General features: G+C 45.8%; 26 protein-coding genes. 4 read left to right on the top strand and 22 right to left on the bottom strand.

What is annotated here, in order from left to right; genetic code table 11:
• Positions 1-15: 15 nt before the first annotated feature.
• The 3 genes from PP178_RS02115 to PP178_RS02105 are packed head-to-tail and all read right to left on the bottom strand — an operon-like array spanning position 16 to position 5,187.
• A complete protein-coding gene (locus tag PP178_RS02115) occupies positions 16-2,493 on the bottom strand; it encodes a ligase-associated DNA damage response DEXH box helicase (RefSeq protein ID WP_272592652.1) in 2,478 nt (825 codons plus the stop codon).
• Positions 2,493-4,109 (bottom strand): ATP-dependent DNA ligase, encoded by a 1,617-nt coding sequence (locus PP178_RS02110; RefSeq protein WP_272592651.1) that lies wholly within the window; start codon positions 4,107-4,109, stop codon positions 2,493-2,495. Before PP178_RS02110 ends, PP178_RS02115 begins: the two co-directional genes overlap by 1 nt.
• A gap of 28 nt (positions 4,110-4,137) precedes the next feature.
• A complete protein-coding gene (locus PP178_RS02105; RefSeq protein ID WP_272592650.1) occupies positions 4,138-5,187 on the bottom strand; it encodes a ligase-associated DNA damage response exonuclease in 1,050 nt (349 codons plus the stop codon).
• Positions 5,188-5,387: 200 nt separating this feature from the next.
• Here PP178_RS02105 and PP178_RS02100 point away from each other — a divergent pair, with 200 nt between their 5' ends.
• On the top strand, positions 5,388-5,819 hold the full coding sequence (locus PP178_RS02100; protein ID WP_272592649.1) for a tellurite resistance TerB family protein: 432 nt from the start codon (positions 5,388-5,390) through the stop codon (positions 5,817-5,819).
• Positions 5,820-5,848: 29 nt separating this feature from the next.
• Here PP178_RS02100 and fbp read toward each other — a convergent pair whose 3' ends face one another.
• Complete coding sequence (gene fbp / locus PP178_RS02095; RefSeq protein ID WP_272592648.1) at positions 5,849-6,856, bottom strand: class 1 fructose-bisphosphatase; 1,008 nt, start codon at positions 6,854-6,856, stop codon at positions 5,849-5,851.
• A 110-nt stretch (positions 6,857-6,966) separates the two neighbouring features.
• Here fbp and PP178_RS02090 point away from each other — a divergent pair, with 110 nt between their 5' ends.
• The 3 genes from PP178_RS02090 to PP178_RS02080 all read left to right on the top strand — a co-directional run bounded on the left by PP178_RS02090 (position 6,967) and on the right by PP178_RS02080 (position 10,590).
• Entirely contained in the window at positions 6,967-7,446 is a 480-nt protein-coding gene (locus PP178_RS02090; RefSeq protein WP_272592647.1) for a GNAT family N-acetyltransferase, read from the top strand.
• Entirely contained in the window at positions 7,443-8,693 is a 1,251-nt protein-coding gene (locus tag PP178_RS02085) for an aspartate kinase (RefSeq protein WP_272592646.1), read from the top strand. The genes PP178_RS02090 and PP178_RS02085 overlap by 4 nt, the downstream gene beginning before the upstream one ends.
• Positions 8,694-8,778: 85 nt before the next feature.
• Positions 8,779-10,590 carry a lysophospholipid acyltransferase family protein gene (locus PP178_RS02080; RefSeq protein WP_272592645.1) on the top strand — a complete coding sequence of 604 codons (1,812 nt, stop codon included), beginning with the start codon at positions 8,779-8,781 and terminating at the stop codon, positions 10,588-10,590.
• 29 nt (positions 10,591-10,619) lie between these two features.
• Here PP178_RS02080 and PP178_RS02075 read toward each other — a convergent pair whose 3' ends face one another.
• The 18 genes from PP178_RS02075 to PP178_RS01990 form a co-directional block, all read right to left on the bottom strand.
• Complete coding sequence (locus PP178_RS02075; RefSeq protein ID WP_272592644.1) at positions 10,620-11,111, bottom strand: GNAT family N-acetyltransferase; 492 nt, start codon at positions 11,109-11,111, stop codon at positions 10,620-10,622.
• Between the two features lie 11 nt (positions 11,112-11,122).
• The gene (locus tag PP178_RS02070; protein ID WP_272592643.1) at positions 11,123-11,611 is read right to left on the bottom strand and encodes a DUF6428 family protein; all 489 of its coding nucleotides are present in this window, start codon (positions 11,609-11,611) and stop codon (positions 11,123-11,125) included.
• A 12-nt stretch (positions 11,612-11,623) separates the two neighbouring features.
• Positions 11,624-11,947: an ArsR/SmtB family transcription factor gene (locus PP178_RS02065; protein ID WP_272592642.1), complete on the bottom strand. Its 324-nt coding sequence runs from the start codon at positions 11,945-11,947 to the stop codon at positions 11,624-11,626.
• A 78-nt stretch (positions 11,948-12,025) separates the two neighbouring features.
• Positions 12,026-12,451 carry a TM2 domain-containing protein gene (locus PP178_RS02060; RefSeq protein WP_272592641.1) on the bottom strand — a complete coding sequence of 142 codons (426 nt, stop codon included), beginning with the start codon at positions 12,449-12,451 and terminating at the stop codon, positions 12,026-12,028.
• A gap of 52 nt (positions 12,452-12,503) precedes the next feature.
• Positions 12,504-12,890 carry a VOC family protein gene (locus PP178_RS02055; protein WP_272592640.1) on the bottom strand — a complete coding sequence of 129 codons (387 nt, stop codon included), beginning with the start codon at positions 12,888-12,890 and terminating at the stop codon, positions 12,504-12,506.
• A complete protein-coding gene (locus tag PP178_RS02050) occupies positions 12,887-13,354 on the bottom strand; it encodes a DUF1801 domain-containing protein (RefSeq protein WP_272592639.1) in 468 nt (155 codons plus the stop codon). Before PP178_RS02050 ends, PP178_RS02055 begins: the two co-directional genes overlap by 4 nt.
• Positions 13,351-13,824 carry a DUF4199 domain-containing protein gene (locus PP178_RS02045; RefSeq protein ID WP_272592638.1) on the bottom strand — a complete coding sequence of 158 codons (474 nt, stop codon included), beginning with the start codon at positions 13,822-13,824 and terminating at the stop codon, positions 13,351-13,353. Before PP178_RS02045 ends, PP178_RS02050 begins: the two co-directional genes overlap by 4 nt.
• A 119-nt stretch (positions 13,825-13,943) precedes the next feature.
• Positions 13,944-14,885 (bottom strand): 2-hydroxyacid dehydrogenase, encoded by a 942-nt coding sequence (locus PP178_RS02040; RefSeq protein ID WP_272592637.1) that lies wholly within the window; start codon positions 14,883-14,885, stop codon positions 13,944-13,946.
• Between the two features lie 5 nt (positions 14,886-14,890).
• Complete coding sequence (locus tag PP178_RS02035; protein WP_272592636.1) at positions 14,891-15,256, bottom strand: cupin domain-containing protein; 366 nt, start codon at positions 15,254-15,256, stop codon at positions 14,891-14,893.
• A complete protein-coding gene (locus PP178_RS02030; RefSeq protein ID WP_272592635.1) occupies positions 15,243-16,175 on the bottom strand; it encodes a carbon-nitrogen hydrolase family protein in 933 nt (310 codons plus the stop codon). Before PP178_RS02030 ends, PP178_RS02035 begins: the two co-directional genes overlap by 14 nt.
• Positions 16,176-16,238: 63 nt before the next feature.
• Positions 16,239-17,591, bottom strand: coding sequence for a magnesium transporter (gene mgtE, locus PP178_RS02025; protein WP_272592634.1), 1,353 nt, complete (start codon positions 17,589-17,591; stop codon positions 16,239-16,241).
• The gene (rsmA, locus tag PP178_RS02020) at positions 17,578-18,450 is read right to left on the bottom strand and encodes a 16S rRNA (adenine(1518)-N(6)/adenine(1519)-N(6))-dimethyltransferase RsmA (protein WP_272592633.1); all 873 of its coding nucleotides are present in this window, start codon (positions 18,448-18,450) and stop codon (positions 17,578-17,580) included. Before rsmA ends, mgtE begins: the two co-directional genes overlap by 14 nt.
• 11 nt (positions 18,451-18,461) lie before the next feature.
• Positions 18,462-18,782, bottom strand: coding sequence for a gamma-glutamylcyclotransferase family protein (locus PP178_RS02015; protein WP_272592632.1), 321 nt, complete (start codon positions 18,780-18,782; stop codon positions 18,462-18,464).
• On the bottom strand, positions 18,779-19,096 hold the full coding sequence (locus PP178_RS02010; protein WP_272592631.1) for a DUF4286 family protein: 318 nt from the start codon (positions 19,094-19,096) through the stop codon (positions 18,779-18,781). Before PP178_RS02010 ends, PP178_RS02015 begins: the two co-directional genes overlap by 4 nt.
• A 15-nt stretch (positions 19,097-19,111) precedes the next feature.
• Positions 19,112-20,896, bottom strand: a complete 1,785-nt coding sequence (locus PP178_RS02005) for a tetratricopeptide repeat protein (protein WP_272592630.1) — start codon at positions 20,894-20,896, stop codon at positions 19,112-19,114.
• Between the two features lie 85 nt (positions 20,897-20,981).
• Positions 20,982-22,253 carry a serine--tRNA ligase gene (gene serS / locus PP178_RS02000; protein WP_272592629.1) on the bottom strand — a complete coding sequence of 424 codons (1,272 nt, stop codon included), beginning with the start codon at positions 22,251-22,253 and terminating at the stop codon, positions 20,982-20,984.
• Positions 22,254-22,365: 112 nt separating this feature from the next.
• Complete coding sequence (locus tag PP178_RS01995; protein ID WP_272592627.1) at positions 22,366-23,706, bottom strand: HTTM domain-containing protein; 1,341 nt, start codon at positions 23,704-23,706, stop codon at positions 22,366-22,368.
• Position 23,707: 1 nt separating this feature from the next.
• Positions 23,708-24,634 (bottom strand): bifunctional riboflavin kinase/FAD synthetase, encoded by a 927-nt coding sequence (locus tag PP178_RS01990; RefSeq protein ID WP_272592626.1) that lies wholly within the window; start codon positions 24,632-24,634, stop codon positions 23,708-23,710.
• Positions 24,635-24,645: the final 11 nt, after the last annotated feature.

Raw genomic sequence — 24,645 nt, 5'->3', positions numbered from 1 at the left:
CGAATTCTGCCGGAGTCATTTCTGTAGTTTCGCGATCATGCGCTGAATACGGTCGGCTAGTTTCTCGCTGGATAATTTTTCACGTAGACCGTCAGTGATAATAGGGAAGGAGAGGGGAGTGGGTTGTTTACAGTCTTTCCAGACCACTTCCTGCTCAGCGATCCGTTCCAGGGCCATCCTTAGCCGTCCTTCTTCTAACTGGTGTTCAAATGTCTCCCGGAAAGCCTGTTGAAATAAAAGGTTCTCCGGTTCATAATCCCGGAAGACATCAAATAATAACTGCGAATTGCTTTGCAGGTGTTTCATTTTAATCCCTTTGTTGGGGTAACCGGTGAATACCATCCCGCTGATCACAGCAATATCCCGGAATTTCCGCCTTGCCATTTCTGTGGAGTTCAGGCTGTTCTGCAGGTCCTCGTGCATGTATTCTATAGTGAAAAGATCATTATCTAACACTTGCTGCATGTCTATGGGTTGATCCGAAAGTAATTCAAAACCATAGTCGTTAAAAGCCAATGAAAATGTTATAGGGTTTAAGAGGCTGATCCGGTAGCTCAGTAGACTGCCCATAGCCTCATGGACAAACCGCCCTTCAAAAGGATAGAAGAGATGATGATACCCGTCCCTGGTTTTAAAGGTTTCTATCAGGAATTCGCTCGGTTTGGGGACAATACTTTCTTTCCGTTGTCGCTTGAATAGGGATTCCAGGGCCCGGATTTCTTCCGTCTGTTGGTCAACAGGCTCTCCGGCCGTATACAACGCTTCCCGGAGCAACTCGGACATCTGCGAGGTTAGAGTTAATCTCCCTCCCATCCAGCTAGGGGTTTTGGTTGATTTTGACCTGGAATTTCGCACCATCGCCTGCATTTCCTTTACCCTTAAAAATTCCAGTGTCCTGCCCGCAAATGTAAATACATCCCCCGGCTTCAGCTTAGAGATAAAGGATTCTTCTATGGTACCAATATACCCTCCCTTCTGGTATTTAACGGATATCTGGGCATCACTGACAATGGTGCCTATCTGCAATCGGTGACGCATGGCAACCCCCCGGTTGGTGACCTTGAAAATTCCGTCTTCAACTTCTACTTTCTTGTATTCGTCATATGATTTTAAGCTCTGGCTCCCCATCACCAGGAAGTTTAAAAGCCATTGCCACTGTTCTTCAGGCAAGTCCTGGAAGCAGAATGTCCCTCTTACCTCGTGGAAAATCTCCCCCGGTACAAAGCCGTCAGATACAGCCAGGGTGGTCAGGTATTGGAGTAGCACATCATAGCTATAGAGGAACGGAAGTCGATCCTCTACCGTTTGGGTTTCCACAGCTTTTTTCAAGGCTGAAGCTTCGACCAGTTCAAGGGCATGGGTAGGCAAAAAATAAATTACACTTTCTTCTCCCGGTCTGTGCCCGCTTCTTCCCGCCCTTTGCATAAAACGAGCAACTCCTTTGGGACCGCCTATTTGTACTACGGTTTCTACCGGGGCAAAATCTACACCGAGATCCAGGCTGGAGGTACAGACCACGGCCTTCAGGCGTTCGTCCCTGATAGCTTCTTCTACCCAGATACGGGTTTCCTTACCGATACTTCCGTGGTGCATGGCCATCAGGCCTGCCAGTTCCGGGTGCTTTTCCAACAGCCGCTGGTACCAGATCTCGCACTGTCCCCTGGTGTTGGTGAACAGTAGCGTGGTTCGGCTACGCTCAATAATGGGAACTACGTCTTCCATAAGATGCAAACCCAGGTGACCACGCCAGGGAAAGTTGTCCATCTTATCGGGAATGATACTCTGTACTTTGATTTTCTTGGGGATGCTGGCACGGATAAGGACCGAATTCTCCAAGGCTTTTGAAGCCGGTCCCAGTAATACTTCGCGGGCCTGCTCCAGGTTTCCAATGGTTGCAGAGATTCCCCATATTCGAAGTTGTGGTGCTACCGTTTTTAAGCGAGACAAGCCCAATTCCATCTGCACCCCTCTTTTAGTTCCTAAGAGTTCGTGCCATTCATCCACCACTATGGCTGAACAATTTCGGAATTGCTTATCGTAACCCTTGGAAGCCAGCAACAATTGCAGGCTTTCAGGAGTGGTGATGAGCAAGTCGGGCATATTTCGTTTTTGCTGCGCCCTCTCCTTAGTTGACGTATCTCCACTACGGATGCCTACAGTGAGCGGCGTACCCAGGTCCCTGATCACACGCTCCGCAGATTGTTTGATCTCCAGGGAAAGAGCGCGGAGGGGTGTGATCCATATGGCCTTCAGGCCTTTTGGATGTTTATTTTTATAATCGGGATTGTCTTTCAGGTATTGTAATACGATTGGAAACCACAGGGCGTAGGTCTTACCACTACCAGTAGGGGCGTTTAGTAAACCGTGCTTTCCCTCTAAAAAAGTTTTCCACGCTTTGGTCTGGAACGGGAATGGTTTCCACTGCTGTTGCCGGAACCAGTTTTCCGCAAGAGCGTACAAGGCCTTATCCCGGTCTGTACTTTTAGTAGCCATCAGGGAATAAGGTTTTTAAGATCATCCAGCGTATTAGCCTCTTCTATCTTTTTATCTTTTCGCCACCTGAAGATCCGTGGGAAACGCGTGGCAACGCCGCTTTTATGCCGTGATGACCTGGCGATACCTTCAAATGCGATCTCGAATACGTGATGAGGGGTCACACTGCGCACGGGTCCAAAACGCTCTAAGGTATTTCTCTTGATCCAGGCATCCACCTTGCGGAATTCAGCGTCGGTCAGACCGGAATAAGCTTTGGCGAAAGTTACCAGTTCGCGTTCGCCTTCCTCATTCTCGTCCCAGAGGGCAAACGTATAGTCGGTAAAAAGATTGCTGCGCCTGCCGTGGCCTCGCATAGCATAGGTGAGTACTGCATCAACAGTTAATGGGTCTACCTTCCATTTCCACCAGTCTCCTTTTTTACGGCCTACGAGGTAAGGCGAATGCTTGTGTTTTAGCATCAGGCCTTCACTTTTCATCTCACGAGAATGCTTCCTGGCTTCTGCAACAGCTTCCCAGGAATCCAGAGGCAGTGTTTCTGATAATTGTAAGGGCAATCCGTTTTCCCTGGCCTCGACAATTTCCGGGCTCTTCAATAGATTCTCCATAAGATTCCGCCTTTCAGAGAAAGGTAATCTCCGGATATCCTCTCCCCGCCATTCCAGCAAGTCATATACTTTGAGGATTACCGGCACTTTTTTCAATAAGGCAGCGGTAATGTTTTTCCTTCCTATCCTGGTCTGTAAAAGGTTAAAATCGCCGATTTCCCCATTATCATAGGCCAGTATTTCCCCGTCAAATACCGTCCCATCCGGAATGAGACCTATGAATTGTTCAAATTCAGGGTAGCGGTCGGTCACCAATTCCTCACCCCTGGTCCAGGTAAATAATTGCTCCTCCCTGATGATGACTTGTGATCGGATTCCGTCCCACTTATATTCAGCAGACCATTCCTGTATATCTCCCAACGTAGAAATTTCATCTTCCAATGCGTAGGCCAGGTAAAAAGGATATGGTCTTGATAAGCGGTCCCCTTCTTTTTCTTCCAGGATCAATTCCCGGAAACTGATCTCTGCTGGATCCCAGTTGCCCATTAATTTATAGGCCAGCAGATCTTCCTCTATGCCGGTTGATTGGGACAGTGCCCGTGTCATTAATTTCTGACTGACACCAATTCTGAAACCACCGGTTATGAGTTTGGTAAACACAAAACGCTGGTAGTAGTCCATCTGGGTCCAGTGAGTAAGCAGGTATTCTTTTTTTTCTTCTTCCGTACGTGCTTTCAGCCAGATCATGTCCCGGAGGTATTCATGCAGGGGTTTATCCACAGTGTCTTTGCCGGGAGGTGCTACCAAGGCAATGGTCTCTGCAAGATCACCTACGATATGATAACTTTCTTCGAAGAGCCACAACGGGATATCCGCTAATTCTGAAGCCCACTCCCGGAGTAAAGTGGTATTAACAGGCCTTGGAGGCCGCCTATGCGAAAGAATTGCGATGGCCCATACCTTATCCGGATCTGTCGCCGCATTGAAATATTCTGCCAGTGCACTTACTTTGAGTGTGGTTTTATTAGTGCTGTCCAATGCTTTAATAAGTGCGGCAAATTCTTTCATCCGGTAATAGCTGTTAATATAAATGCAATCAATTTTGATCGCCTGCTGCGAGGGTTTCCTTGTCTTCTTCTGTACTGCTGTTTCCCATTTCTGCCAGTTCTCCTTCATACTGTGTCTCGGCCGTCCTCGCGTCAAATCCCTGTTCACTCAAGTACCGTGAAAAGATCTCGGAGTAACCGTGTGTACAGATCACCTTTTCGGCTCCACTGGCATTTATGCTACTTAATAAGCCCTGCCAATCACAATGGTCGCTGAGTACAAATCCCCGGTCTACAGCCCTGCGTCTCCTGGCTCCGCGGAAGGCCATCCATCCACTTGCCGTGGCGGTTACATAGGGTACCATTTTCCGGATCCAGGGACTGCCATGTGCGCTAGGTGGAGCTAACACCAGGTTGCCGGAAAGTTCTTGTTTCGTGGTATCCCGGGTAATACGTTTCGTAGGGGGGAGGTGGGTTATCTCACGGATCACTTCATTCATATTCTCAATGGCGCCATGGGTATAAATGGTGCCCAGACCGGTATCCAGGTGTTTCAGTAATCGTTGTGCTTTCCCGAGGCTGTATCCGAATAGTATGGATGTTTTACCTTCAGACTTATTCTGTGACCACCAATGGTTAATATCTTTAAAAACTTCCTCCTGGGGAAGCCATTTAAAAGCAGGTAGTCCAAAGGTGCATTCGGTAATAAAGGTATGGCAGGGAATATTCTCGTATGGAGTTGACAGGCCATCATCCTCGGTCTTATAATCGCCCGAAAAAACCCATATTTCATCCTTGTAAGTAACCCTGACCTGTGATGAACCTATGATGTGACCTGCAGGGTGCAGGCTGAATTGTACCCCGTTCCGGGAAAAGGACTCTCCCCATTCCACACCGGTCACGGAAATATCTCCGAGTCGATGGCGGATGATGGGGACATTTTTATGATGGGTGATATACGCCCCATGTCCATACCTGCTGTGATCTGCATGTCCATGGGTGATGATTGCACGCTTCACCGGTTTCCATGGATCCAGATATATATCGGCCCGGGAGCAATAAATCCCGGTATCTGTAAATTCTAAAAGAGGGTTTTTCATAGCATCATGAAAATAAGCAATAATTCTCTATTCCAGGGATATGCCGCAAACGGGGTGTGTGTTACATCTCTTTAAACTGAAGCAGGCAAATGTGCACGCTAAGAAATTCTTGACGGTTTACCGTTGACTAATTTATTCAATGAAATTGGCCGGCAAGACTGGTAAAAAAATTATATTTACCTCGTTAAAACACGGTACATATGGGTTTTTTAGATTTGTTTGACAGTGGTTTCAGAAAACGTAACCAGGATCATTTTGCCGCGATCGTTAGAGTTGCCATGAGTGATGGAATTATATCCGGGGAGGAAAAGATGTTTCTCGACCGGCTTGCTGCGAATCTTCATATCTCTGAGGATGAGTACAATAAAATTCTTGAAGATTACGCTTCCCATCCCATAAACCCACCCAACAGCTATGATGAGCGATTGGAAAGACTCTATGATTTGGCCAGGATGGTTTATGCAGATCACAATTTGGGAGATAAACAGACCGGCATGCTGAAACGCCTTGGTGTAGGACTTGGTTTTACACCCGCTAATGTAGGTTATGTAGTTGATAAGGCACTAAAACTGGTGCAGGCCGGGGTAGACCTGGATACCTTTACTCAGGAGATCAGATTTATGAACCACTAAGGCTTAGTCCTTTAAATTTTACAGGGTAATCAGGTGTGAGCTGCCATGAATTCTTCGGCTTTCTCTACCATTTTCCTGCTTCCACAGAAAAAAGGTACTCTTTCATGTAATTCTTTGGGCTGAATTTCCAGTATCCTTTTATAACCATCACTGGCTTTACCCCCTGCCTGTTCGGCCAGGTAGGCCATTGGGTTGCACTCGTACAGCAATCGCAGTTTGCCGTTAGAGGCTACACTGCTTTTGGGGTACATATAAATTCCTCCTTTGATCATGTTCCTGTGGAAATCGGATACCAGGGATCCTATGTAGCGCGAAGTGTAAGGGCGATCGCCCTCTTCCTTCTGGCAATATTTGATGTAATCCTTAACCCCTTGAGGGAAATGGGAATAATTCCCTTCGTTTATAGAATATATATTTCCCGTCTCCGGGTATTTCATATCCGGGTGTGATAGGTAGAAAGTTCCTATAGCCGGGTTCAGTGTAAAGCCATTCACACCATAACCCGTAGTATAGACCAACATGGTAGAGGTCCCGTAAATAATATAGCCGGCAGCGACCTGGTTAACGCCGGGCTGCAGGAAATCCTCCATTGTTACCGGGCTGCCGATTGGGGTAACACGTCGATAGATAGAAAATATGGTTCCTACGGATACATTCACATCGATGTTCGAAGAACCATCAAGTGGGTCAATCAGGACCACATACTTATTCTGGTTCTGCTGGTTGTTGCTATTCACCTGAATAAAATCATCTTCTTCTTCAGAGGCAATCCCGCAGACGATCTCACGGTTTTTCAGGGTCTGGATAAACTTATTGTTCGCCATCACATCAAGCTTTTGCTGTTCTTCTCCCTGGACATTGGTATCGCCCACAGCACCCAGGATATCTATAAGTCCGGCTTTATTTACTTCGTGGTTGACGACCTTTGCTGCCAGTCGTATGGCGTTAATAAGTTTGGAGAGTTCTCCGGAAGAGTACTGGAACTGTGCCTGGTGTTCAATAATAAATTCACCAAGAGTTTTGTTCTTCTTTTCCATGCAGGCTTGTTTATTTTGGGCACAAATATCGGGTATTTTGTGAAACTATATCGTTTTCGTCGGATTAAGTTTTTTTCAGAATATAACTTTGTGTTATGTTTGTAACAATTATGAAGTACACTATACGCGAAGCAAATCGATCAGACATTCCTGCTATCCTCGGCCTTGTGCAGGAACTGGCTGAATATGAGAAAGAACCGGAGGCCGTGGAGGTCAGTGTAGCGCAGATGCAGGAGGATGGTTTTGGGAATCATCCAAAATTTCACTGTTTTGTAGCCGAAAGAGGGTCTGATATTATTGGAATGGCTTTGGTCTATCCCCGGTATTCGACCTGGAAAGGGGAGGTGTTGCACCTGGAGGACCTGATTATTACGGAAGCAGAACGAGGTGGTGGTGCCGGAACGGCTCTCCTGAATGCAGTTGTCAACTACGGGCATTCCATGGGCGTAAAACGAATTAGCTGGGAAGTCCTGGATTGGAATGATCCGGCAATTGATTTTTATGAAAGTAAAGGGGCTCGGGTAATGCGCGATTGGGACGTGGTACAGTTGGATGAAGAAGGGATTAAAAATTACATTGACAGAATATGAGGGTTTTTAAATTTGGTGGTGCGTCAGTAAAAGACGCCAATGGTGTTCGCAACCTACTGAAGGTCTTGGAAACTACCGGGCATGAGAATATTTTCCTGGTGATTTCCGCTATGGGGAAAACAACCAATGCCATGGAAAGGGTAGTCGATGCCTATTTCCAGGATAAGGATTCTGTTGCGGCCGAACTGGCTGAGGTTCATAATTATCACCAGGAGATCATCAACGATCTTTTCCCGACGATGAACCATAGGATCTACAAGGAGGTAAAAGCGCTGTTTGATGAGATACAGGGTTTTTTAATGTGGAATAAATCGCCCAAGTACAATTTTGTATATGACCAGGTCGTGGGATACGGAGAATTGATATCCTCTACCATCGTCAGTGCCTTTCTGAACGAATCGGGCATAACCAATTCCTGGATCGATGTGCGTGATTACATAAAGACCGATTCTAATTACAGGGACGTCAATGTTCAGTGGGACAAAACCCAACAAAGGGTCAATGATCGTATAGAGAAAGGGAAGCTGTATATTACCCAAGGCTTCCTGGGCAGTGATGATAATAATTTTACGACCACCCTGGGAAGGGAAGGATCGGACTATACTGCGGCCATACTCGCTTTCTGCCTTAATGCCACCTCGGTCACCATATGGAAGGATGTTCCGGGGGTACTGAATGCAGATCCAAGGTATTTTGAAAAGGCCAGTTTATTAAACCGGATCTCTTACCGGGAGGCCATAGAATTGGCGTTTTACGGAGCTTCTGTGATTCACCCTAAAACACTACAACCCTTACAGCGTAAGGAAATCCCGCTGCATGTAAAATCGTTTCTGAATCCTACAGATCCGGGAACCATGGTAGGGAAAGGTGAAGGCATTGAACCCGAAGTCCCTTGTTTTATCGTGAAAAAAGACCAGGTTCTTATGCGATTATCTTCCCTGGATTTTTCCTTTATCGTGGAAGATAGTATTGGGGATCTCTTTAAATTGCTACATGATCACAAAATGAAGGTAGACCTGATACAGAACTCCGCGATCAGCTTTTCGGTCTGTGTCGATAACAAATTTGGGCGTCTTCCGGAACTCCTGGAACAGCTGCAGGGAAAATTCAAGATCACTTGCCATGAAGCGGTATCGCTTTATACCATAAGGCATTTTGATGCTGAAGCCATCAGTTCGCTGCAGAATGGGAAAGAAGTGCTCTTAGAGCAGCGTGGAAGGGAAACTATCCAATTAGTGGTCAAATAGCTAACTATTCTTAATTAGTGGCAGACTTAGGAAAGCCCTTATAGTGATTTTCCTATATTTACTGGTGAAACAGCAACAGCAATCAATGGGTTTAGTCTCAGCAAAAGAAGTAGCCAAAACCATCAACCTGGATCGTTATGGGTTCATCGGAACCTTAATGGGCTGGATATTGATGAAGGTCACCAAGATCGCTACTATCAATAGCTTTTACGACAAGCACAAGCATTTACAGGGGCAGGAATTCCTGGATGCTATCCTTGAGCACTACCAAATTAAGTTCGAAGTCCCGGAGGAAGACTTTAAAAGGTTACCCAAAGACGGTGCATTTATAACCATAAGCAACCATCCGCTCGGAGGGATAGATGGTGTGCTGCTCCTGAAATTAATGTTGCAGAATCGTGAGGATTACAAGATCATCGCCAATTTTTTGCTTCACCGCGTAGAGCCATTGGCTCCTTATATCATGCCGGTTAATCCTTTTGAGAATCATAAGGAAGCTAAAAGCAGTGTGGCAGGGTTCAAGAGTGCTTTAACCCACTTAAGGGACGGGCATCCCCTAGGGATCTTCCCGGCAGGAGAAGTGTCTACATACAGGGATGGTAAACTGATCGTGGACAGGCCCTGGGAAGAATCGGCCCTTAAGCTGATCCGTAAGGCCGAGGTGCCGGTAGTGCCTATATATTTCCATGCCCGGAACAGCCGCCTGTTTTATTACCTGTCTAAGATTGATGACGTTTTCCGCACCGCCAAACTTCCATCAGAACTGACCTCCCAACGCAACCGCTCCATCAAGGTGCGCATCGGCCATCCGATATCGATCAAAGTTCAGCAGGAACAGGAAAACCTGGAGGAATTCACAGAACTCCTGAGAAGAAAGACCTATATCCTCTCTAATGCTTACGAGAAGGAACGCCTGATAGATAAAGTGCCCACTACGCTTAAAATACCAAAGCCACCGAGGAAGATTGCAGCGGCCATTCGAAAAGAAGTGATTCTCGGAGAGATCGAAAAATTACGTGAAAAAGACTGTCGCTTACTGCAAAGTAAGAATTACGAAGTTTTCTTTGCACAGGAGAAGGATATGCCTTTTATCGTCCAGGAGATCGGAAGGCAGCGCGAAGTAACTTTCAGGGCTATAGGAGAGGGGACCAATAACGCGGTAGACCTGGATCGATTTGATTCATTTTATTACCACCTTTTCCTGTGGGATGCCGATGCACAGGAGATAGTAGGGGCATACCGGATGGGACTGGGGGAAGAGATCTTTGAAAAATACGGAATAGATGGGTTCTACCTGCAGGACCTATTTCGCTTTGAACCGGAACTCTATAAAATGATGTCCCAATCCATCGAAATGGGAAGGGCTTATATCGTGAAAGAATACCAGCAAAAGCCTATGCCTTTATTTCTTTTGTGGAAAGGAATTGTTCACACCACTTTGCGATATCCCAATCATAAATACCTGATCGGGGGAGTCTCTATCAGCAACCAGTTCTCCAACTTTTCCAAGTCACTGATGATAGAGTTCATGAAATCGAACTATTGGGACCCCTATGTGGCTCAGTACGTAAGGCCCAAAAAGGAATTCAAGGTTAAGCTGAAAGACGCGGATAAAGAATTTGTCTTTGACGAGACCGAAGCAGACCTCAATAAGTTTGATCGCATCATTGAAGAAATAGAACCCAGTGCGCTGAGGTTACCTGTACTGATCAAAAAATATATCAAGCAGAACGCCAAAGTGGTTGCTTTCAACGTGGATCCTTTATTTAATAACGCGGTAGACGGGCTTATGTATATCAAGATTGCCGATCTGCCGGAAAGTACAGTGAAACCTGTGATGGAGGAATTCCAGGCAGAACTGGAGCGTAAGCTGCAAGAGAACCCGGGCACGGCCTAGCAGTGCGAATTGATGCCTCATACCGAGGGCTACTCTATACCCACTGTTTGACTTCTTTTTTCAAAGAGCAGGTTGTCAAACCAGTTTCCGTTAAGTTTAGCTACTCTTTCTCTCTTCCCGATCAGGCGAAAACCGAGTGCTTCATGCACGCGAATACTGGCAGTATTCTGCGGAAATATTCCCGATTGAAGGGTCCAAAGACCGCAGGATTCGCTCTCCCGGATTAATAGGGCCAACAGCAGACGACCAATTCCTTTTCCGCGTGCAGCTTCCCCTACATAAACGCTGACTTCGGCTACTCCTTCGTAAACACACCTGCTGGAGACGGGGGATAAGGCCGCCCATCCCATTATCTTGCCCTGATCCTCGGCTACGACCCGGCATTCAGTAAGGTGCTTGCTGTCCCAATCATCATATTCTGGAACAACCGTTTCAAAGGTAGCAACACCGGTAGCGATACCTTGGCGGTATATCTCGGCTACATGCTGCCAATCTCCAGGGGTCATAGAACGGATATTCATAATTCCTCTCTTTAACAACAACCACTGCCGGGGGCACAACTATTATCCTCGGTAGTAACTGTCTCTACCGGTATACCACAACTTTCTTTAGCCTTACAATCTGTCTGGGTTACGCTTAGGTGAATGCGCAATTCTGTACCTTGGACCGTAAATGAATTGACAAAGAGCTGTGCCGTATGGAAATTCTGGTTGCCATATTCAAATTTCACGGCAGCTTCACGGTCCATTTTCCGTAAACGGTCTACCTTCTTCAGGATTCCGTTGGCCTTGTATACCGTAAGATAATCGGTTTTCCCGATCTCTGACGGGCTCTCCCAGAGCTGGATCACCGTTTCATTCCAGCGATCCGTTCCCGTACCACAATCCACAGAGTCTACAGTAATATTTTTAACCTCCGTGATGTGGTAATTAGCACCGACCAATCGGCCCGGGGAGTATTCAAATAGCAGGCTTTTATCCTGGTGTTTGGATAATAAATCTAAGAACTCTTTAGTATTCATAACGTTAATTCATTAACAGCAGGAGGACCCGCCGGTTTCAAAAAATGCGTGAAATTCGCGTTGCAATTCCTTCCAGGCTTGCAGGTCTATACAATAACAGATTTTCTTTCCTTCCACAGTTCCCTGTATCAGTCCCACCTGCTTTAATTCTTTAAGATGTTGCGAGATGGTTGGTTGTGCCAGGCCGATCTCCTCCACAATATCATTGCAGATGCATGCCTGCTGCTTACTGAGGTATTGCAGTATGGCAATCCTGGCCGGGTGGGCAAGTGCTTTAAACTGACTGGCCAGCCGGTTCTGTGGAGATGAAAAGATCTGTGTTTTGGAAATACCCATGTTGTATTTATATATTGCAATATTACGATAATAAATATTTCAAAAAAAGCCGGGAGAATTATTTTCCCGGCCGTATGATCAGAACCAGGGTTTTCTTCCTACCTGGTATGTGTTGTAAAACTCTTCATCAGATTTGGTCAGGTAAATGATACCTTCGATCAGCCCCACTAATCCTGTGGCCATGCAGATAAAGGCCCCGACCACCACGCAAGAGAGTACGATCCCGATCAGGGTGATCACCAATAGAATGATTCCTTCTTTCTGGTAGCCGAGGATAAATTTATGAATACCGAACCCACCCAGGATTATAGCCAGGATACCGGCTACAATCTTCTTGTTGTCCCCAGTGGCACTTTTAAATCCTTCGGTAAATTCGTTAGCAGTTTTCTTTGCTTCTTCTTTGAAATTTTCAGCTGATTCTTTTGTGTCCTTGGCGGCTTCTTCTGCTCTTGCTTTAGCTTCCTCTGCTGCTTTTTTGGCTTTATCTTCGTTATCTTCAGACATGGTGGTTATGTTTAGTTGGTTAATAATGAATTAAATGTAGGAAAAAATTCGATTAGAGAAAGGCTTTGTCAACGGGTTCCCACAACTCCACTTTATTGCCTTCCGGATCCAGTACCCATCCAAATTTCCCATAGTCGTATTCTTCAATTTCCCCGACCACTGTTACTCCTTCCTTCCTGAGCACCTCTAATAATTCTACCAGGTTCTCAACCCTGAAATTCATCATGAATTGTTTTTCGCTGGGTTTGAAATATTCAGTTTCTTGGTCCATAGGACTCCATTGTGTCATGCAGTCATTACCCTCTTTATCTTTCCACCAGAAAGAGCAGCCATAATTATCTACGGGTAGTCCCAGGTGTTCTTTATACCATGATTTTATCTTATCCGGGTCCTTTGATTTAAAAAAGAATCCCCCTAGTCCAGTAACTCTGTTTTTCATTTTTTCCTGTTGTTCTTTATTTTGTTTTCATAAGTAGATATCCAGTCCTCTACACTCACCTTGGAGCACAATTCACCGATAAGTTCAAACGGGATCAGTTCCGGTTTTTTAAAACGGATACAACTTTTGCCCATATCCAGTTTGGAAGACACCCTGTTTTTATATTCTGCTACCCACCAGTCATGTAATTCGGGATTGGCGTTGATACCCATATGATAAAGAGCGAGATTGTTCTTCTGGGATGCAATACTAAGGAACGGTAATGGCAATTGTGGATTAACATGGTAGCCCGGGGGGTATAGCTCATGGGGTACAACATACCCGATCATTCCGTAACTCATCTCTTCCCTGAATCCTTCAGGTAAATTCTGTAAGATTGTCTCCCGTAGCTTATGCATATACGGTTTTCTTTCTTTAGGAACTTCAGAGATATACTCTTCCGGTGTTTTGGCGTCTGAAGTCATCTGGGTCTTTTTTTTCGCAACAGTATTGCAGAGCCTACCGCGACGATGATCCCTGCTGCCATAACTGTCAGGAACATAATTGCTGCCATAAAACCACTGCCATAATCAGGAATTTCCCCTTTATAGCCCTGGGCTCTTATGTTGGATGAATATTCAGTGAAAAAGTCGGGATTGATCAGTGTGAGATAGATAAAATCGGCAACGGCGATTCCTATACCACTGAAGGTCGCGATCAACAGGCCTACCAGGGTGGCTTTTCGGTAGCCAATATAGCCTCCCAGTTTCTCATCCCTGTATTTCTTTACGCCGGGGTAAATGAATGCCAGTGATATCAGGATCACCGAATAACCAACCATTTCCTGGGCGCCGAAACTCAGGCCGGATCCCAGTCCCAGGACTAGCAGGAATAGCACGATGCCCGTGATTAAGCCATACATACCGTACCTGATGATTATTGATTTTATCTTCATTGGTTATTTGGTGTTGGTTGCCTGTTCAAAATAGAACAGGGGGTGCTTAACCAAGATACCAAATTTTCATCAAAGGTATGCGTCTGGGAAAACTGTAATTCATGTGCTGTAGCGTGAGATCAGGAAGCGAAATGCTGTTGCACCTTATCTACTATGGTCTGGGCAAGTTTTTCCTTGCTTTCAACGGTCCATCCGGCTACATGGGGGGTGAGGAGTACTTTTTCTGAAGCCACCAGGTAACGAAATGCCTCGGGCATTTCACCGTCCTGGAATAATTTTTCAAAAGAGGCTTTTTCGTATTCCAGGACGTCCAGGCCTGCACCCAACACCCGTCCGTTTTCAATCGCCGTGATCAGGTCCTGAGTAACGATGCATTTACCTCTTGCCGTATTAATGATCCAAATGGGATGCCTGAAGCCGCGGATGAAATCAGCATTGACCATACCTACTGTCTCCGGTGTCTGGGGTACATGCAGACTGACTACTTCTGCCTTGCGACGCAACTCGTCCAGACTGACCTGCCTGGCATTTTCATCACCTACGCCCTGTTTTATATCGTAACAGATAACCTCAACCTCAAAGCCTCTCAATTTCCTCGCAAAGGCTTTGCCCATATTGCCATATCCAATGATCCCCACACATTTCCCGTCCAGTTCTAACCCTCGATTACCTTCCCGGTCCCAGCTGCCATTTCGTACTTCCCGGTCGGCTTTATTCAGTTTATTGAAGAGTGAAAGCAACATCCCAAGGCTGTGTTCTCCTACGGCATTCCTGTTTCCTTCAGGTGCGGCAGCCAGGAATATCCCTTTAGACTTTGCGTATTCCGTATCAATGTTTTCCAGCCCGGCGCCAACTCTCCCGATAAATTTCAGGCGATTCGCTTTATCCAGGAAGTTTCGGTCTATAGTAAACCGACTCCGAATGATGAGGCCGTCATACTGATCTATTTTTGATTCAATTTCTTCTTTGTTGCCGGTATAATCTTCGTGATTTTCATAGCCCATCTTGGCAAACTCTGCAATCATTAATGGATGATTAGTATCCAGGTGAAGTATTTTCATAAGAATCAGATTTTGGGGTAATCAGAGACAGTGCGTTCATTCTTAATTTGCCCGGTATGGGCAATGCCTAGCTTTTCAAAGAGAAGGACCTGTACCTCTTCATTGTTTTTTGTCATTGGGCAATGTTCAACGCCTTTAGGCACTACGATAAGCTCTCCTTCCCTTACTACGGCTGTCCGGTCCCTGAATTGTATATAAAGGGTTCCTTTGATCACCTGGAAGAGTTCATCTTCCTCTTCATGTACATGCCACACGAACTCCCCTTGTAATCGGGCTAATAACACCTGCATACCATCAACGACCGCGACCTGGTGTGGATGCCATTGGGCATTAAATTTTTGGAATTTCTCGGATAGGTTAATTGCTTTCATCCGGTTCTTTTATCATTGCTGGTTGTCCTTCCACGCTATAGTTAAATATATCTTTCCGTGCATAATGCCCGGTGACGTCAAAATCCAAACTCACTTCCTTGATCTCGTCCAGGTTCAATTCTGCGATCAGCACCCCGGCTTTATTCCAGAGGGGACCCGCTATGATATGACCGGTGGGTGATATGATCACGCTGCCCCCCGGGCAGATTTCCTCGGGCGTTTCCGGGAGTAAATCTCGATATTTCTCGGGATACATCTGCCGGTTAAAATATTGGTTGCAACCCATTACAAAGCAACGACCCTCCAGGGCTATATGCTGCATGCTGGTCACCCAGGATTCCCTGGCATCTGCTGTGGGGGCCAGGTAGATTTCAACTCCCTGTTGGTACATAGCCATCCTGGCTAGCGGCATGTAATTCTCCCAACAGATAAGACCACCCAGTTTACCTATTTTGGTGTCAAACGAAACCAGGCTTTCACCTCCAGCTTCGCTCCATACCACCCTTTCCGTACCCGTGGGTTTAATTTTGCGGTGAACTCCCAGTAGACCGGCATGGGGTGATATATAGAGCATGGAACAGAAGAGGCTCCTTCCGTTCTTATCACGTTCCGTAACACCTATAACCAGGTAAACCTTATGCTTAGCAGCAATCTTTTCCAGCCTGTCCCGGTCTTTATCCAGGTCTATGCTGTTATCCAGGTATTCTGCATACAGTTTCCTACCTTCCGGGCTACGGCTGCCGATGGATGCTCCAAAGGTAAAACCCCTGGGATACCCGGGGATGAAAGATTCCGGGAATAACAATAGCTGGCAACCCTTATCGGCTTGTTCACCGGCCAGGGATTCAATTTTCTGCAGCGTTTTTTCCTTATCAAAGAATACTGGTGCATCCTGTATCACAGCCACCTTTACTTTCATAATAGCAATTGGTTTTTACATCCTGGACGGATAGAGCCTCTAAAATAAGAGTTTTCTTTTTGGCTAAATGCCTAATAGCAATTTGGCGATGGTGAAATAGATCAGAATCCCAAAAATATCGTTACTGGTAGTGATAAACGGGCCGGTGGCAATGGCTGGATCTATCCCTCTTTTGTGAAGAAACAAGGGAGTGAAAGTGCCTATAATACCTGCAACGATGATCACTGCGATCAAGGAAACGGAAATCGCCAGGGAGGTAATAAAACTTCCTTGCCAGATCCAGGTAAAAAACAAGAGTACTATGGCGAGTACGGCGCCATTAAGAGCGGCAAGGAGCATTTCCTTGATCAGTCGCTGGCTGATACTGCCTTTAAGATCGTCATTGGCCAAACCCTGAACGATTATAGCGCTGGATTGCACCCCTACATTCCCTGCCATGGCGGCAATCAGAGGGGTGAAAAAGAAGAGTAAAGCATGCTGATTGATCAGTTCTTCAAAACCGCCCATGATAGCCGCAGCACAGACCCCGCCCAGCAGCCCAAGAAATAACCAAGGCAGACGTGCCCTGGTGAGTTCCCATATACTGTCATCTGCCTCGACCCCCTGGGAGATACCCGCAGCCATCTGGTAATCTTTATCTGCTTCTTCTTTGATGACATCAACAATGTCATCAATGGTAATCCTGCCTACCAGGCGCCCTATTTCGTCTACCACCGGAATAGCCTCCAAATCATATTTAGACATGATCTTGGCAATATCCTCAGGCTTTTCATTCACATTCACCGAATCAACCTTCGGGATATAGACATCTTTGATGTGGGTAGTGGTGGCCGTGGTAAGAAGGTCTTTAAGTGATAGCCTTCCTTTTAACTTGTCGTCATCATCCACTACGTAAATGGAATGGACCCGGGTGACATTTTCTGCCTGTGCCCGCATTTCTTTGACACAGGTTAATACGTTCCAGTTCTCGTTCACTTTTACCAGCTCCTTCGCCATGAGCCCTCCGGCAGAATTCACATCGTAGCGTAACAGGTCCACGATGTCTTTGGCGTGTTCCCTGTCCTCGATCTCTGAGATGACTTCCTGTATAATCTCGTTGGGGAGTTCGGCAACAATGTCTGCCGCATCATCCGTGTCCAATTCTTCAAGCTCGCCTGCGATCTCCTTGGCCGAAAGTTTGTTCAGGATCCGTTCCCTGACATCTTCGTCCAGTTCGGTAAGCACATCCGAAGTCTGGTCACTGTCCAGTAATTTAATCAGGTAGGTGGCTTCCTCGGGATTGAGTTCGTTGATGATCTCTGCAACATCTGCATAATGCACCTCCTCCAGCAACGACAAAAGTTCTGAGTCCTTTTGATTGTCTATCAGTAGCTGGATCTCAAGGACCAGTTCGTCTGTGAGTTTAAAGGGTGTCATTCGCGATCTTATTGGTAAGCGCAATGAATTCTGCTACTGACAGTTGTTCAGGGCGCCGATCAAAGATAATATCTTCTTTGAGATTATCGGAAAGCTCAAAAACTTTTAAACTATTCCTCAGGGTCTTTCTTCTTTGGTTAAAAGCGGTTTTTACCACCCTGAAGAATAACTTCTCGTCACAATCCAGTGCCTCGTTATCCTTGCGAACAAGTCGTAAGACTCCCGATTGTATTTTTGGTGGAGGGTCAAAAACCTCCGGATGTACAGTGAACAGGTAGCTGGCTTCGTAAAAGGCCTGTACAAGAACGGATAGGATCCCATAGGTCTTACTGCCTTCTTTTTCACAGATGCGCTCGGCTACTTCCTTTTGGAACATGCCGGAAAATTCAGGAACCTGATCCCTCCATTCCAGGAGTTTAAATACGATCTGTGTAGAAATGTTGTAAGGAAAATTGCCAGTGATCCCAAAGGGTTCTTGACCGAATAATTGGGACAGATCATAATTAAGGAAATCAGCTTGTATTACCCTGAAATCTTTTCCTCCTGCAAGTAAATTTGGATGTTCCAGGGGAAAACTGTGGTTCAGGTATACAATAGACTCTTCATCAATATCCATGGCCACCAATGCAACATCTCTATCTAAAAGGTACTTGGTCATCACCCCGGTACCGGGCCCGATTTCAAGAACATTGTTGTAGCCCTCCAATTCCAGGGTGTGGGCTATTTTGCCTGCGATCTCTTCGTCTTTGAGAAAGTGCTGACCAAGGTATTTCTTGGCTTTAACCGGACTTTGCGGTTCTTTATTCTTATACGTTTTGAACCGCTTAGGTGATTTTTTATTCTTGCCCTTTGCCGCCATGAGATTAAGTATTATTGAGTCCCGGTTTCCACATAGACCCACGCGTTAATTCCTGATTTGAGTTTTACCAATATCCTTTTGTAGGACTCACCTTCGTAAGCATCGGCTATCGGCAGTTCTTCCTCCTTAAGCACCAGGGCAGAACCCGATATAGAGTCCTTCAGGTCGCCGGTTCTTTCGACGACCAGGTATTGCCCATACATTTTTCTTTCAGCGATACGAAATCCTGTCAGCTGGTCCGGGATTTCCTTAAGTTTCCGTTTAAAAAGTGCCTGTTGAATTTCTTTGTCGGTTAAGGTGCCGTAACTGAAGATGTAGTGGGTCTTGTTCAATGTTGGTGATCACTGATAATTTCCAATTCTGTTCTGAAGGCCACAACTTTTTCTCCGTAAAGCCGGTTTACATCCATGCGTAATCTCTCTGCATCTTCCAGGTAATATTGCTGAAGGGTGGCTTTATCCTTGGTGGTGTATTGTATAGCATAAGTAAACCCCCCGGTTTCTTCGCTCACCAAAACGCGACACATCCTGGCATTGGTAAATTTACCGGTTGCAAGGACATCGGGGATATGTGTTTCCTGCATCCATTGCAGCCAATTTTGGTGAGCGTCTTCCGCTACATTCACAGTTACGTTATAGATATACATAGTATAGAGTTAAGGTTAATTGACGGGATCTCCCCGCAACATACGGAATTTCTTCCGGGCTTCGGGGAAATGGTAACTGTCCTGGTGGTTGTAGATGATCTTTTCATAAAGTGACATCGCTACTTCCGGTTTTTCAAAATGCGTTCGGTAGAGTTCGGCCAACGCAAATATGGCATCATCAGCCAGGATGTCCATCCCATAGAATTCGATTATTTTTTCATAATTAAAACGGGCCGCGTCATAGGATTGGGCCTTCTCCAGGAGTTCAGCCTGTTTAAAAAGGGCTTCGTCTTCTATGCTTTCGCCCTTATGGTCGGTAAGAATCTCGTCCAGGACCTTAATAGCTTCCGGATCTTTGTTCTGGTAAGCCAGCAGATCTGCACGTGCATATTTTTTAAGCGCCGTCTGGGTAGAATCTTCCAGGGAATTATCAGAGATCAATAAACTTAATTGCATGGCATCATTCGCGATCAATTGTGAGGTAGATCCACGCAATACTTCAAGTTGTGTCAGGGCCCATTCAAAATCCCCTTTATAGAAGCTGGTCTGGGCCACTTTAAAACGGGCTTCCTGTCCCAATACGTCATTCTTAAGTCCTTTCTGAACCTGGGAATACTGGATGAGGGCCTCGTTAAACCTGCGGTCAAAAACCAATATGTCTGCAAGAGCCATTTTTACATATGCCTGGGCATATTTTGCCATGGGAATTTCAAGACAATTTTTTAACATGGTAATGGCCTGCTGGGGCTTATCTCTCCTGAAGGCAAGGAAGTTGGAATAGGCAACCTGTAATTGCAGTGTGTGTCCTTGGTATCCGTAGACAGATTGCAGTGACTCAAATTGAGCCTCTATGGTATTCAGTTCTTTAGGGTCTGCATTTTCTAATGCGATCTCTATAAGAAATAACCTGGCATTGAGGACCTCTACCGGGTCATTGCTGTTCTTTTCAATATATTCGAATATTTCGCCTGCCTCTTCGGTGGCTCCTTTCTCCAGGGCCAGTCTCCCCAATCCTTCCAAGCGTTCCAAGGTTCCGCCTTCCGCTCTTTTATAGATGGCTTTTTCCTGGCTGAATGCACTTTTAAATTGCTGTTGTTGTACAAACAGCCAACTCAGGAGTTCGTTCCAAAGAATATCCGGTTCTTGCTGGGCTCTTTTCAATAATAACTTTTTCAGGATCTGGTTATTTTGGTTGTCCCCGTCAGAATTGATAAAATCTTCCACATTCCTGAGTACATTAGTCTTAGCTGCCCTGCCTTTGGCGACAATGTCGAGGTAGGCCCCAAACATCTCTTCTATATTGCCCTGCTCTCCATATATGCGCGCCATCTGGAATTTATAATCTAACTGGGGGTTTAATTCCATAGCCCTGCTATAGGCCTTTAAGGCATTATCCAGCATGGTATAGCGTTGAAATCGGAGTCCAACCCCGTAGCCGTAGTTTGGATTGTTCTCAATCGTTCCCAGTGCTCTGTCAAAATATAATTGGGCTTGTTCCTGATCTTCCTGCAGCAGGTAATTATAGCCGAGATCGATATACATGGTGGGGTATGGAGGGCCTTTTCTGATCAGTTCTAACAAGAAATTTTCTGCTTCTTCGTAACGTTCTAATTGCTGGTATGTGGCAATAAGTCCCTCGGCGTAATCCGTACGGCGCGAGTTCTTCTCTACCAGTTTTTTGTAGAATACCAATGCCTTCTCAAATTTCCCCTCATTGAAATACTGCTTGGCCAGGAAGTCATCCTGGGCAGTGCTCACTTGGATCAGCAATAGGGTAATGAGTAGGAGAATAAATCGCAAAAGCTCTTTTTTCCAAAGATACACAGATTGGAGCAAGTGTTTGTTAAGGACAATAAAAAGGCCGGGCAGAATGCAGCCGACAAATTTAATTGATCATATCAAAACCAGTATAAGGAATAAGAACTTCGGGAACACGGATTCCTTCTTCGGTCTGGTAATTTTCCATGATGCCTGCCAATACCCGCGGCAGGGCCAGCGCACTACCATTTAAGGTGTGAGCCAGTCTTGTCTTTTTGTCTTCATCCCTGAAACGCAGTTTTAAGCGATTGGCCTGGTAAGTCTCAAAGTTTGATACCGAGCTGATCTCCAGCCAGCGATCCTGCGCTGTAGAAAACACTTCAAAATCATAGGTAAGTGCCGAGGTGAATCCCAGGTCGCCCCCACACAATCTAAGTATACGAAACGGCAGTTGCAGTTCCCTGAGAATTGTTTTTACATGTTCTACCATACCGTCCAAGGCCTCGTAAGACTTATCGGGGTGTTCAACACGTACAATCTCTACTTTATCAAATTGATGAAGTCGGTTCAACCCCCTGACATGTGCCCCGTAACTTCCGGCCTCACGTCTAAAACAAGGGGTGTAGGCAGTATAGCGGACAGGGAAATCACTATTGTCCAATATGGTGTCGCGCATCAGGTTGGTAACAGGAACCTCTGCAGTCGGTATCAGGAAAAGAGGATCTGAGGCCAGTTCGTACATCTGTCCCTCCTTATCGGGCAATTGTCCGGTCCCGAACCCGGAGGCTTCGTTTACCAGGTGAGGCACCTGTAATTCTGTATACCCCGCTTCCGTATTCTTATCCAGGAAATACGCGATCAGGGCGCGTTGCAAGCGGGCGCATTTCCCCTTGTACACCGGAAACCCGGAACCGGTGATCTTAACGCCCCACTCAAAATCGATCAGGTCGTATTTTTTAGCAAGTTCCCAGTGGGGGAGTGCATGTTCGCCAAGGACAGGAATGTCTCCCTCCCTGAAAATCTCTTCGTTATCTGTATCTGATGTACCTGCGGGCACACTTTCATGAGGAACATTGGGAATCAGGTAAAGGGCAGCCTCTAAATCGGATGCAGCCTGACCCAGGCTTTCATTCAGGGATTTTGACTCCTCTTTAAGTTCGGAAGTCCTGGCTTTCATAGCATTGGCCTTTTCTACCTCGCCCTTCTTAAAGAGTTCCCCGATAGATTTGGAAAGACTGTTAGACTCCGCTAGTACAGCATCTAACCTGGTTTGGAGACTCCTGCGTTCTTCATCAAGTTTCTTTACGTTCTCCAGTAGCGGAGCGGCATCCAGGTTTCTTTTTTTAAAAGCTTTTACTAAGTCGCCCTGGTCTTCACGTATGACCTGTAATTGTAACATCTTTCCTGATTTTGACGGCAAATTTAGCTTTAATTCCCGTAGAATTCAATCTTAAACAGTATCAAATAGCTAGAACAGCTCTTCGTTAGCCGATCTCCATGCCGATTGTAGATTAATTGCTGTTTTTAACCCTATTATAATGTAGTTTGGAAGGTAAAATCCAATCGTGGTGCTGCAGGTGAGACCATTTTTCAGCTGCAAGGTCTGTATTTGGGTCTATCAGCCTGCGCATCGGCCTTCCATTGACACTGACCAGGGCATTTGCATATACCGCTACATCTTCACCTTTGGCAGCGTATTCTTTTTTAAGTCTTTGTGCAAATTGCCAGATAAAATCAGGGTGAGTGGCGAGCATCCTCTTTTGCTTCCTGGTGACATAATCCTCCACCGAAATGGTTGTAGACTCCCCGCTGCGTTTATTGACCACTTTGAAACTTATATTACCACTCCTGCTACGGAGCATCATCCGCCAACTCAACCTATGACCTTCTTCGGTCCAGAGCACATTGTCTTTAAAAAAGTGGTGCCTGAGCGGCAGCAATACCTGAATCGTAAAATAAACGATACCACCGATCAGCATCCATGAACTTCTATTCGGAATACGTATATCTTTAAGGGAATATGCCACTTTTCCTGGGAAGAACAGCTTGCGGATGGTTTCGGCATCAAAGAAAAATACGGTAAAGGCAAGAGCCAGGTAAGGGAATATCCCGATCTGGAAGACTATAGAGTTAAAGAGGTGAAAAAAGATGGCGCATATAAATGCAAATACCCGTGTCTTTCGCCAAAGGAGTGCCGGGATGATCAGGAGGTCAAATGCAATCCCGAAAATCCGGATGGATTGTATAACGAATGGATGCTGTAGGCTTTCGCCTATGACCGGGTATGATTTTTTAGAACGCATCAGGATCTCGATAAAACTATGGTCCAGCCAGTCGGCGTAACACTTGGCCAAGGCCGCGTAGGTATAAACGATCAACAGCTGAAACACAAAGATCCATTTTACATAGGCATACATGGAATCCGTTTCGATTTCCGGGTTTCGTCGGGCATCAAAGGAGTGACTTCTGCTGGCCGGGAAAAAGCACATCAGGAATGAAATGAGGATCAGCAGGTAGTAATGATTATTATAAGACGATTTCTGCATCAGGTAGACCCCGGTCCACATGATAGTAAAGGCAATCATACTCCAACGGTAACGATATCCGAGGGTAATAAGAAGGCCTAAGGTGCCCATCACAAAAAAATAGATGTACATACCGTTGCCCGGTAAGGGTTGCAGCCATTCAAAACCTATAAATGAAAAAGTAAATTCAGGTTCAACCAGGGTCCGGCGGACCCAGCCCGTCAGGATAGCGCCGTAGCATTCTACGCTAATGAGTATGCCGAAAAAGATCCTGAAGATGATCAGGGGGCTATTGTCAATTTTCTGAAACAAGAGCCTGTTCAGCATTTTATGCAGAAATTATGGCGAGGGAAGTTTTCTTATCCTCAGCCAGTTGTTTCTTGAGCTCTGCGAGGGACTTAAATTTGTGTTCGTCCCTGATCCTGTCCAGGATGACGACCTGTAGCCGCTTTTCATAGAGGTCTTCGTTAAAATCGAAAAAATGGATCTCGATACTTTTAGAAGTGCCATCTACCGTAGGATTGAACCCAATATTCATCATTCCAAAAATCGTCCTTTCCCCAATAGTCCCCTTCACTACATAGACCCCGTTTTTAGGAATCAATTTGTAAGTTTCCGGGATATGCAGGTTAGCGGTTGGGAATTCCAATTCCCGGCCGAGTCCCTTGCCTTTTTTTACAATCCCGGTAAGCATATATTCGTACCCCAGAAAGGCGTTTGCCGTCTTAATATCTCCCTCAGACAAGGCTTTTCGAATCTTGGTCGAACTTACCGATACTTCGTCAATTTCTTGTGCCGAGATTTCTTCTACTTCAAAATCCAGTGCATTTCCAAAAGCGATCAGGTCGTTGATGTTTGCTGTCCTGTTTCTTCCAAACCGGTGATCATACCCAATAATGACCTTTTTCGCCCTCAGGTCGTTAACCAGGATATCGCGTACAAATGCTGTGGCTGATAAACGGGAAAAGGTTTTAGTGAACGGATGGATAATGAGGTAATCAAGACCTATGCTTTCCATGATCTGGATCTTTTCATCCAGGGTATTTAACAGTTGTATTTCGGCATCTTTTTGTAAAACCATCCTCGGGTGAGGAAAAAAGGTGAGAACGGTAGACCTGAGTTGCTGGGCTTTTGCCGAGTTAATCAGTCTTTCAAGGATTCTTCGGTGGCCGATATGCACCCCGTCGAAAGTGCCAATTGTAATGGCGGTCGCGTGCGCTTTATCGTATTTAGAAATGCTTTGGACTGTAACCACCTAAGAAAAAA

Origin of the sequence: Zeaxanthinibacter sp. PT1, from assembly GCF_028464225.1 — a bacterium.
Lineage (GTDB): Bacteria > Bacteroidota > Bacteroidia > Flavobacteriales > Flavobacteriaceae > Zeaxanthinibacter.
The sequence above is the reverse complement of the archived record's forward strand: the minus strand, read 5'-3'. Positions and strand labels throughout refer to the sequence as shown.